Origin of the sequence: Actinotalea ferrariae CF5-4 (genome assembly GCF_000603945.1) — a bacterium.
Taxonomy (GTDB): Bacteria; Actinomycetota; Actinomycetes; order Actinomycetales; family Cellulomonadaceae; genus Actinotalea; species Actinotalea ferrariae.
The window spans coordinates 1-10,280 of record NZ_AXCW01000120.1; the positions used below are offsets into that span (position 1 = coordinate 1).

Genomic DNA, 10,280 nt, shown 5'->3' on the forward strand with positions numbered 1-10,280 from the left:
ACGATGCCCCTGCCCCCACCGATCCGACCGTGGACCCCGGGGACGCGGGCAGCGGCGGGGAGGCCGACGACGTCGTCGTCGAGGCGCCGGAGGACGCCGAGCCGGATGACACCGTGTCGGAGGACGGGGAGCCCGAGGGCACCGCGCCCGACGACGAGGCCGGCGCGGCGGCCCGCACCGAGGGCCGGTCGCCGACCCGGCCGGACTCCATGTTCACGGGCTCGCCCGCGAAGGTCATGCGGATCGGCACGATGGTGAAGCAGCTCCTGGAGGAGGTGCGCAACGCCCCGCTCGACGAGGCCGCCCGCACCCGGCTCGCCGAGGTCCACGACCGCTCCCTGCGCGAGCTGGAGGACGGCCTCTCCGAGGACCTCGTCGCCGAGCTGCGCCGCATCACGCTGCCGTTCTCCGACGACGAGAGCCCGTCGGACGCCGAGCTGCGCGTCGCCCAGGCCCAGCTCGTCGGGTGGCTCGAGGGGCTCTTCCACGGCCTCCAGACGGCGCTGGTCGCGCAGCAGGTCTCCACGCAGGCGCAGCTGGCGCAGATGCGCCGGGCCCTGCCGCCCGGCTCGATGCCGCCCGGGATGTCGCCCGGCCCGGAGGACGAGACCCCGCCCGGGCAGGAGCAGCGGCACCCCGGCCAGTACCTCTGAGGGGCGGCCGGGTGACCGGCTGAGGGCGGCGCAGGCTGCCGGCTCGTCGCGGTGCCTCAGGGGCTGTGGCTCAGGGTCCGCCTCAGGGCGTCGGGTCCGGGAGGACCTCCGCCGGCGCTGCCGGGATGCGCCGTCGGGCGGACGTCAGGGCGATCGCTCCGGAGACGAGCACGAGACCGACGACCTCGAGCGGGCCCGGGACCTGGCCCAGCACGAGCGCGCCGACGACGGTCGCCGTCGCGGGCAGGAGCGCCAGGAGGATCGCGAACACCGCAGCCCCCACGCGGCGCATGACGACCTGCTCGAGGCCGTAGGGGATCACCGAGGACAGCACCGCGACGCCCACGACGGCGCCCGCCAGCCACCACGAGGTGAGGACCGGGGCCGCCGTCCCGACGAGGAAGGGCGCCGTGACGAGGGCGCCGGCCGTCATCGCGACGGCCAGACCCGACACGCCCGACCCGCCGAGGGCCACGCGCCGCCCGAGGACGATGTAGCCGGCCCAGAACGCCGCGGCCAGCCCGATGGCCACGAGCCCGACGACGACGCCCGGTCCCCCGACCTCGAGGGTCACGCCCGCCAGCAGGACGACGCCGGCGAACGCCAGCACGATCCCCCACCGCTCGCGCCAGCCCGAGCCGGTCACGGCGGCGACCGCGACGGGCCCCAGGAACTCGATGGCGACCGCGGTGCCCAACGGCAGGTCGTCGATCGCGACGTAGAAGGTGATGTTCATCGCGGCCAGGCAGACGCCGAACGCCGTCGCGGCCGCGAGCCGGCGCCGGGTCCAGCCCGCACGCCAGGGCCGCGTCAGGGCCACGAGGACCACGGCGGACACCACGACGCGGAGCCAGGCCACGCCGGCCGCCGGGATGCGGTCGAACAGGCCGACGGCGAGGGCGGCGCCCAGGTACTGGGTCAGGCCCGACGCGACGAAGATCGCCGGCGCGGGCACCCGGCCGAGTGACCTCCCGGGAGCCGCGGGCGGCGTCGTCGGGGGCTCGGGGGTCACCGCGTCAGGCTAGCCACCGCGGGCCGGGAGCCCCTCCCCCGGCGCACCGTCCGGTCGAGGACGCACCGCGCCCCCGGTCCCGTGAGGGAGCCGGGGGCGCCGTGCGTGCGTGGTGGCCGACCGGGGCTCAGCCCTTGACGGACCCTGCGAGCAGGCCGCGGACGAAGTACCGCTGCAGCGCGAGGAACACCACGAGCGGGACGATGATCGTGACGAAGGCGCCCGAGGAGAGCAGGTGCCAGGTCTCGCCACGGTTGCCGGCGAGCTCGCCGAGCCGGACCGTCAGCGGCGCGACGTCCGCCGTGCCGCCGCTGAACACGAGGGCCACGAGGAGGTCGTTCCAGACCCAGAGGAACTGGAAGATCGCGAAGGCGGCGATCGCCGGCACCAGCAGAGGCAGGAGCACCTGGAAGAAGATCTTCACGTGTCCCGCGCCGTCCACACGCGCAGCCTCGATGAGGGACGGGGGGATGTCCTTCATGAAGTTGTGCAGGAGGAACACCGCGAGCGGCAGGGCGAAGATCGTGTGCGACAGCCACACGACCCAGTACGACCCGGCCAGACCCCAGTCCACGTACTGCGTCAGCAGGGGGATGAGGGTGATCTGGATGGGGACGATCTGGAGGGCGAACACCGCGACGAACAGCACGTCCCGGCCCCGGAAGTCGATCCATGCGAAGGCGTAGGCCGCGAGCAGCGCGAGGCTGATCGGGATGAGCACGGCGGGGATCGTCACGACCAGGGAGTTGATGATGTAGTTCGAGAAGCTCGCGCCGCCGAACAGCACCTCGGAGTAGTTCTCCAGCGTGAAGTTCGGGTTCCCGAAGGCGGTCCACCACCCGGTCTGCCGGACGTCGCTCGCCGGACGGAACGACGTGACGAGCAGGCCGAACGTCGGGACGGTCCACAGGAGGGCGATGGCCAGGGCGATCCCGGAGGCCCAGGGCGAGCTGATCTTGCCCTTGACCGCGATCGCACGCTGCTCGGCGCGCGTGAGCTTCCGCTCCTTCGGCCGGGCGAGCCCAGGTGCCTTGCCGCCGTCGATCTCCCCCTCTTCGGACTTCTGGAACGCCTGCGGGGGCGGGGGCGTGGTGGTCATCGGATCTCCTCCGCGAGTCGCATCTGCCGGACGTTGTAGACGACCAGCGGGATGACGAGGATGAAGAGGACCGTCGCCAGCGCGGCGCCCAGACCCGCGTTCCCGGCCCGGAAGCTCTGCGTGTAGAACTCGTTCGCCACGACGGAGGTGTTGAAGTTGCCCCCGGTCATGGTCCGGACGATGTCGAAGACCTTCAGGGTCGCCATGGCGATCGTGGTGAGCACGACCACCAGGGCCGGCCGGATGCTCGGCACGGTGATGTAGCGGAACATCTTGACGCCGGTGAGGCCGTCGAGGCGCGCGGCCTCGACGATGTCGTCCGGGATGGCCTTGATGGCGGCGGAGAGGATCGTCATCGCGAAGCCGGACTGGATCCAGACCATGACCGCGATGAGGAAGAAGTTGTTGATCGGGGCGTTGAGCAGGAACTGCTGGGGCTCGCCGCCGAACCACACGAGGATCTGGTTCAGCAGACCTGTCTGCTCGTTCGTCGGGTTGCCCTCGGCGTCCGGCAGGAGCGCCCGGTACTCGTACATGAACCGCCAGATGACCGACGCACCCACGAGGGAGATCGACATCGGCAGGAACATGAGGGTCTTCGCGAAGCGCTCGAAGCGGGTGCGGTCGACCAGCACGGCGTAGACGAGGCCGAAGAGCGTCGACAGCAGCGGCACGAGGATCACCCACAGCGCGGTGTTGCGCAGGACGATCTGGAACTCGGTCTGCGTGAAGGCCGTGACGTAGTTGTCCAGGCCGACGAACTCCGAGCCGTTGCGGTTGAAGAAGGAGGCGTACATCGTCCGCACGCCGGGGTACAGCAGGCCGAAGGTCAGGAACAGGAGCGTCGGCGCGAGGAACGCGGCCGTGACCGCCCAGGCGGGCATCCGCTTGATGCGGTCCACCGCCAGCAGGATCACGCCCATGACGACGACGAACATGAGGACGGCGACGACCATGAGGGCGAGCTTGTGCCCCGGGTCCGAGGCGTCCGTGAGCCAGGAGCGCAGGCCGCGAGTCAGGTACTCGAGCCACGCGCCGATGTTGCTGAAGAAGTCCATTGCCACCTCCGTGTGCGGCGCCTCACGAGCCGGTGAGGCGCGGTGCGTCGCCGTCGACGTGCCGACCGGGGCCTGCCCCTAGTGGAGCAGGCCCCGGCCGGTTCACGCCAGCATCACGGCCAGGAGGCCTCGATGGTGTCCAGCACGTCCTGCGTCGGCTTGTCGGTCGCGAGCCACGCGGTCATCTCGCTCCAGAAGGAGCCAGCGCCCACGGCACCCGGCATGAGGTCCGAGCCGTCGAAGCGGAAGGTGCGGGTCTCGTCCGCGAGCAGCTCGGCCGACAGGGCGTCGATCGGCGACTCGTAGAGCGAGGTGTCCTGCGAGTTGTTGGCCGACACCCAGCCCGGGCCCGAGGACTCGAGCTTGGCGTTCGTCCACTCGGGGCTGGCCAGGTACGCCTGGAACGCAGCGACCTCGGGACGGTCGGAGAAGGCGACCACGAACTCGCCGCCGCCGAGCACCGGCTGGTTCTCCGGGTCGATCGGGGGCAGGTAGAAGGCGAAGACGTCGCCGTCCTCGGCCACGACCGCGTCCTCCTGGTAGACCGGCCACTGCGCCTGGTAGAAGGACGCCTGACGTTGCATCCAGCACTCACCGTCGAGGATCGGGTAGCCCGCGTCGGTGAACTCGGTCGTCGCGATCGAGCTGACGTCACCGAAGCCCGCGTTGACGTACTCCGGGTTCTTCAGGATCGAGGCGACGTAGTCCATGGCCTCGACGACCGCCGGGTCGTTGAAGGGGATCTCGTGGTTGACCCACTGGTCGTACACGTCCGGGCCCGCGGAGCGGAGCAGGACGTCCTCGACCCAGTCGGTGGCCGGCCAGCCGGTGGCGTCACCGGAGCCGATGCCCGCGCACCAGGGGGTGCCGCCCGCGGCGACGATCTCGTCCGAGAGGGCGATCATGTCGTCCCAGGTCTCGGGGATCTCGTAGCCGGCCTCCTCGAACATGCTCGGGGAGTACCAGACGAACGACTTCACGTTGGCGCCCAGCGGGGTGCCGTAGAACGTGCCGTCGACCGTGCCGTAGCCCTTCCAGGCCTCCGAGTAGAACTCGTCGACGTTGGCCTCGGCGAGCTCGCCGACCGGCTGCACCGCGTCGGGGAAGTCGTTCACGAGGGTCTGGAGCAGACCCGGCTGCGGGACGTAGGCGATGTCCGGGGCGTTGCCGGCCTGGACACGCACGGGGAGCTGCGCCTCGAACTCGCGCGAGCCCTCGTAGATCACGTCGGCGCCCGTGCACTCCTCGAACGGGACCCAGGAGGCGATGTGGGCCTCGTCCTCAGGGGCGGTGATCGAGGTGTAGACCGTGACCTCGGTGCCGCTCAGGTCGCCGTAGTCCGCGTACTCCTCGCAGCCCTCGGCCACCTCTCCGCCGTTGTCACCGCCGCCGCCGGCGTTGCCGCCCTCCTCCTCCGGGGGAGCGGTGCAGGCGGCCAGGACCAGCGCCAGGCCGAGACCGCCGACCACGGCAGCAGTGCCGCGGCCTCGCGTCGTGCTTTTCATCAACGAACCTCCACGTCGTCGTAGGGCGGCGGACCGCCCCGGTTCCGCCTGGGGTTCAGTGACGTGCACTTCCCCGGGCACGCTGGCAATGCAAGCGCTTTCATCGGGGCTCTGCAAGCAGTTGCGGCCACATCCGGGCGACGAAGTGGTAACGATTCCGTCACACGGGGCCGACCGGGTGACACGGGACGGACCGTCGAGGGGCGCGATGCAGCAGATCACGGCGGTCTCGGAACGATTCGGACATGCCGGGCCGCGGACGCCGAGGCGCTCGGGCCGTCCCTGAGCGCTCAGCCGGCGCGGCGCACCGGACGTGCCCGGCGCGCTCCCGGCGCGAGCGGCGGCGGCGGCCCGGTCGACGTGCGGCGCACCAGCTCCGTCGGGTACACGATCTCCTTCGGCGGGGAGAACCCCGCGATCATGTCCAGGACGAGCCGGGCCGCGGCCGCGCCCTGCTCGTCGGCCGCCTGCGCCATCGTCGTGAGGCCGACCAGCTCCCCCATGTCGTGCCCGTCGACGCCGATCACCGAGACGTCCTCCGGGACACGCAGGTTGAGGTCGCGCAACCCGAGGATCGCCCCCATCGCCATCTCGTCCGAGGACGCGAACACGGCCGTGACGTCGGGGGCGTGCGCGAGCAGCTCGTGCACCGACTCCCGGCCGCCGGCGGTGTCGAAGTGACCGTGCACCTCGAGCTCCGGCCCGGGCTCGATCCCGGCCTCACGCATCGCCTCCCGCCACCCCTCCGCCCGGTCCACGGGCGGCGACCACGGCGAGACGTCGTCGGGCGCCCCCGAGATGTGGCCGATGCGCCGGTGCCCGAGGCCGAGGAGGTGCCGGGTGGCGGCCATGGCCGTCCCCCGGTCGTCGAGCCGGACCGTGGTGATGCCGTACCCGCCCCACCCGACGCACACGATGGGGTAGCCGAGCCCCTGGAGGGCGCGGACCTCGTCCTCCTCCAGCGGCAGCCCGACGACGAGGATGCCGTCGACCCGGCGGCGCAGCACGGCCGGGTCCACCCGGTAGGCGCGCCCGGCCGAGCGGTCGATCTCGAACGTGTAGAGCAGGACGTCGAAGCCCTGGGCCCGCAGCGCCCGCTCGGCGCCCTCGATGACGTTGGAGAAGAACCAGCGGTTGATGAAGGGGCTGATGAGGCCGATCGTCCGCGTCCGGCCGGAGGCGAGGCTCGCGGCCGACGGCGACGCGACGTACCCGAGCTGCTCGGCGACGAGCCGGACGCGGTCCCGGGTCGCGGCGTTGACGTTGGGCAGCCCTCGCAGCGCCCGCGACACCGTTGCCGTCGACACGCCGGCGGCGCGGGCGACGTCGTCGATGCCTGCCGCCATGAGCCGGATTGTCCTCCTCGGGCCACCGAGGGTCCACCACGTCGGTCGCCCCCGGGCACGCCGGAGGCGCCCGGGTCACCCGTGCGGCCCCCTGCGCGCCGCGGAGGCGCTGCTCGGAGACCCTGCTCGAGGGCTGCTCGAGGACTGCTCGAGGACTGCTCGGCGAGCTGCCCGAACGGGCAGGTCAGCCCTCGAGCAGGTCCCGCAGGACGGCCAGCGCGCCGTCGTCGTCCCACGCGCCGGTGACCTCGTCCGCGGCGGCGCGCGTGACGTCGTCGGCGTGGCCCATCGCCACGCCGCGGGCGGCCCAGCGCAGCATCTCCACGTCGTTGCGCCCGTCCCCCACGGCGACCGTGCGCGACGGGTCGACGCCGAGCTGCTCGCGCACCACCTCCAGCGCCGTCGCCTTGGACACACCCTTCGGGCTCAGGTCCAGCCACGCGGTCCAGCCCACGGCGTAGGACACCTCGTGCAGGCCGATCCGCTCGACCATCGCGTGGAAGTCCTCGTCGGTGTGCTCGGGGCTGCGGATGACGACGCGGGTCGCCGGCACGGCGCACAGGTCGTCGAAACCGACGGGCGTCACGTGCCCGTCCATCTCCCCGTCCGGGAAGGCCCCGTGGACGAAGAAGCCGCGGCCGACGTCCTCGACGGCGAAGAGCGCGTCGGGCAGCTCCTCGCGGACGAGCCGCAGCGCCGGCCCGGCGTCGAACGTCACCAGGTCGGAGATCCGGTAGCCGGGCTCCTCGTCGTGGACCTCGACCGTGACGGCGCCGTTCGAGGTGACGACGGGCCCGACGTCGATCCCCAGCTCGCGGGCGTAGGGCAGGGCCGAGTGCACCGAGCGCCCGGTCGCGACGACGACGTGGTCACCACCGGCGCGCAGGGCCGTCACCGCGTCGACGATCCCGTCCATGAGCCGCCCCGACCAGTCCAGCAGGGTGCCGTCCAGGTCCAGCGCGACGAGGCGCGGCGCGGCCGGCCGGCCCGCCCCGGTCACGCGCCCACCGGGCGCAGGACCTCGAGGCCGCCGAGGTAGGGCCGCAGCCCGGCCGGGACGTGCACCGACCCGTCCTTCTGCTGGTGGTTCTCCAGGAGCGCCACGATCCAGCGCGTGGTCGCGAGCGTGCCGTTGAGCGTCGCGACCGCGCGCGTCCCGCCGCCCGTGCGCTCCCGCACGCCCAGGCGGCGCGCCTGGAACGTCGTGCAGTTGGACGTCGAGGTGAGCTCGAGCCAGCGCTGCTGGCTGGGCAGCCAGGCCTCGCAGTCGAACTTGCGGGCCGCGCTGGACCCCAGGTCCCCCGCGGCGACGTCGATGACCCGGTACGGCAGCTCCGCCAGCGCGAGCATCTCCTCCTCGAAGGCGAGCAGCCGGGCGTGCTCGGCCTCGGAGTCCTCGACCGTCGTCCAGCTGAACATCTCGACCTTGTGGAACTGGTGCACCCGGATGATGCCGCGGGTGTCCCGCCCGTGGGAGCCTGCCTCGCGGCGGTAGCACGCCGACCAGCCGGCATACCGGCGCGGCCCGCCGGACAGGTCGAGGATCTCGTCCGCGTGGTAGCCGGCGAGCGCGACCTCCGAGGTGCCGACGAGATAGAGGTCGTCGGCCTCCAGCCGGTACACCTCGTCGGCGTGCGCACCGAGGAAGCCGGTCCCGCGCATGACCTCCGGCCGGACGAGGGTCGGGGTGATCATCGGCGTGAAGCCGGCCGCGACCGCCTTGTCCATGGCGGCCATGAGCAGCGCCAGCTCCAGCCGCGCCCCGACGCCGGTGAGGAAGTAGAAGCGCGCCCCGGAGACCTTGGCGCCGCGCTCGGTGTCGATCGCGGCGAGGCGCTCGCCCAGCTCGAGGTGGTCCCGGACCGCGAAGTCCGGCCCGTACTCCGCGGCGAGGTCGCGGGGGGTGCCGACGTGCCGCAGGACCTCGTAGTCGTCCTCGCCACCGCCCGGGACGCCGTCGACGACGACGTTCGCGATGCGCATCGCGACCTCGTCGAGCTGCGCGCCGGCGGCGTCGGCGTCGGCCTGGGCGGCCTTGACCGCCTCGGCGAGCTCCTTGCCGCGCGCCAGGAGCGCCTGCTTCTCGTCGCCCTGGGCCTGCGCGACCTGCTTGCCGAGCCCCTTCTGCTCCGCCCGGAGCTCCTCGAACCGCGTGAGGCCGGAGCGGCGCCGGGCCTCGAGCTCCAGCACCTGGTCGACGAGCGCGGGGTCGTCGCCCCGGAGGCGCTGGCTCGCACGGACGGCGTCGGGGTTCTCCCTCAGGAGGCGCAGGTCGATCACCCCTGGAGGGTATCGACCGGGCCCCGGCCCCTCGACTGCGGCTCAGCGGGTGTTAGGCACGGCACAGCCGACCAGGGCGCGGCGTGACCCGCCCGCCCGTACCGTTCGGTCATGACCTGGGTGGGATGGCTCGTCACCGGCCTCGCGATCGCCCTGGCGACCGTCGCCCTCGTGCTCGTCGTCCGGACGCGCCACGCGCTGCGCGGGCACGGCCTCGACCTCAGCCCGTCCGCGGCGGGCCCGGGCGCCGAGGGCACCGCGGCCACCGCGGACACCGACGCGGCGCACGTCCGCGTCGCGTTCGTCGCCAACCCCACCAAGCCCGGGGTGCCGGAGCTGCGGGACGCCGCCGTGCAGGCGTGCGCGGCCCGCTATCTGCCCGAACCGCTGTGGTTCGACACGACCGCCGAGGACCCCGGGATCGGGCAGACCCGGCAGGCCCTGGAGCAGGGCGCACAGCTCGTCGTCGCGATCGGCGGGGACGGGACCGTGCGGGCCGTGGCCGAGGGGCTCGTCGGCACGGGGGCGGCGATGGGGCTCATCCCCCAGGGCACCGGCAACCTCCTCGCGCGCAACCTGGACCTCCCCATCGGGGACGTCGACGCGCTGCTCCGGATCGCGCTGACGGGGACGGACCGGAGCCTGGACGTCGGCTGGCTGACGATCGTCCGCGACGAGTCGCAGGTCGAGGACGTCGTGGCCGAGGCCGACCCAGCCGCCGTCGACCCCGCGGAGACGCCGCCGGACGCGGTGGAGCCGGCGCGCGACCACATCTTCCTCGTCATGGCGGGCGTCGGGTTCGACGCGGCCGTCATGGGCGACACCGACGAGGACCTCAAGGCCCGCGTCGGCTGGGTCGCCTACGTGTTCTCGGGTCTGCGCCACCTCGGCGGCCGCCGGATGCGCCTGGCGCTGTCCTACGACGACGGGCCGTGGCGCGCGGTCCGGCTGCGCAGCCTGATCTTCGGCAACGTCGGGCGCCTCCCGGGCGGGATCACCCTCATCCCCGACGCCGCGGTGGACGACGGCCTGCTCCACGTCGGCGCCATCGACGCGCGGGCCGGGATCCTGGGCTGGGCCCGCGTCGCGGGCGACGTCACGCTCCAGCGGTTCGGCATCCGGGCCCGTCAGGTCGACGGGGCGCTCGGCCGGATCGAGCACCACGACGTGAAGCAGGTGCGGGTGCGCTCGCGCGACCCGCAGCCGGTCCAGGTCGACGGCGACACGATCGGCGAGGCGCTCGAGCTGCACGCGCGCATCGAGCCGGGCGCGCTCGTCGTCCGCCTCCCGCTGGAGGACGACTCCTGAGCCCTGATCCACCGGCCTG

The 10,280-nt window shown here is 73.0% G+C and carries 9 protein-coding genes; 2 read left to right on the top strand and 7 right to left on the bottom strand.

Going from position 1 to position 10,280, the window contains the following annotated elements; genetic code table 11:
• Window positions 1–29: 29 nt before the first annotated feature.
• Complete coding sequence (locus tag N866_RS11470; protein WP_425393958.1) at window positions 30–653, top strand: bacterial proteasome activator family protein; 624 nt, start codon at window positions 30–32, stop codon at window positions 651–653.
• 82 nt (window positions 654–735) lie between these two features.
• Here the strand turns inward: N866_RS11470 and N866_RS11475 are convergent, their stop codons facing one another.
• The 7 genes from N866_RS11475 to serS form a co-directional block, all read right to left on the bottom strand.
• On the bottom strand, window positions 736–1,608 hold the full coding sequence (locus tag N866_RS11475; RefSeq protein ID WP_034226455.1) for an EamA family transporter: 873 nt from the start codon (window positions 1,606–1,608) through the stop codon (window positions 736–738).
• 184 nt (window positions 1,609–1,792) lie between these two features.
• Window positions 1,793–2,764, bottom strand: coding sequence for a carbohydrate ABC transporter permease (locus tag N866_RS11480; RefSeq protein ID WP_034226457.1), 972 nt, complete (start codon window positions 2,762–2,764; stop codon window positions 1,793–1,795).
• Window positions 2,761–3,720, bottom strand: coding sequence for a carbohydrate ABC transporter permease (locus N866_RS11485; RefSeq protein WP_052022953.1), 960 nt, complete (start codon window positions 3,718–3,720; stop codon window positions 2,761–2,763). Before N866_RS11485 ends, N866_RS11480 begins: the two co-directional genes overlap by 4 nt.
• A 215-nt stretch (window positions 3,721–3,935) precedes the next feature.
• Window positions 3,936–5,327 (bottom strand): ABC transporter substrate-binding protein, encoded by a 1,392-nt coding sequence (locus N866_RS11490; protein ID WP_034226459.1) that lies wholly within the window; start codon window positions 5,325–5,327, stop codon window positions 3,936–3,938.
• Window positions 5,328–5,617: 290 nt separating this feature from the next.
• On the bottom strand, window positions 5,618–6,673 hold the full coding sequence (locus N866_RS11495; RefSeq protein ID WP_052022951.1) for a LacI family DNA-binding transcriptional regulator: 1,056 nt from the start codon (window positions 6,671–6,673) through the stop codon (window positions 5,618–5,620).
• 184 nt (window positions 6,674–6,857) lie between these two features.
• Entirely contained in the window at window positions 6,858–7,673 is an 816-nt protein-coding gene (locus N866_RS11500; RefSeq protein WP_034226461.1) for an HAD family hydrolase, read from the bottom strand.
• Entirely contained in the window at window positions 7,670–8,953 is a 1,284-nt protein-coding gene (gene serS / locus N866_RS11505; protein WP_034226463.1) for a serine--tRNA ligase, read from the bottom strand. Before serS ends, N866_RS11500 begins: the two co-directional genes overlap by 4 nt.
• Window positions 8,954–9,064: 111 nt before the next feature.
• On the opposite strand from serS, the gene N866_RS11510 reads away from it, so the two are divergent.
• Entirely contained in the window at window positions 9,065–10,261 is a 1,197-nt protein-coding gene (locus N866_RS11510) for a diacylglycerol/lipid kinase family protein (RefSeq protein ID WP_034226465.1), read from the top strand.
• Window positions 10,262–10,280: the final 19 nt, after the last annotated feature.

What these genes read in the sequence shown, in the direction of transcription:
- N866_RS11490 (WP_034226459.1), bottom strand. Translation starts at nt 5,327, where the DNA reads ATGAAAAGCACGACGCGAGGCCGCGGCACTGCTGCCGTGGTCGGCGGT.
- N866_RS11510 (WP_034226465.1), top strand. Translation starts at nt 9,065, where the DNA reads ATGACCTGGGTGGGATGGCTCGTCACCGGCCTCGCGATCGCCCTGGCG.
- N866_RS11485 (WP_052022953.1), bottom strand. Translation starts at nt 3,720, where the DNA reads ATGGTCGTCGCCGTCCTCATGTTCGTCGTCGTCATGGGCGTGATCCTG.
- N866_RS11480 (WP_034226457.1), bottom strand. Translation starts at nt 2,764, where the DNA reads ATGACCACCACGCCCCCGCCCCCGCAGGCGTTCCAGAAGTCCGAAGAG.
- N866_RS11495 (WP_052022951.1), bottom strand. Translation starts at nt 6,673, where the DNA reads ATGGCGGCAGGCATCGACGACGTCGCCCGCGCCGCCGGCGTGTCGACG.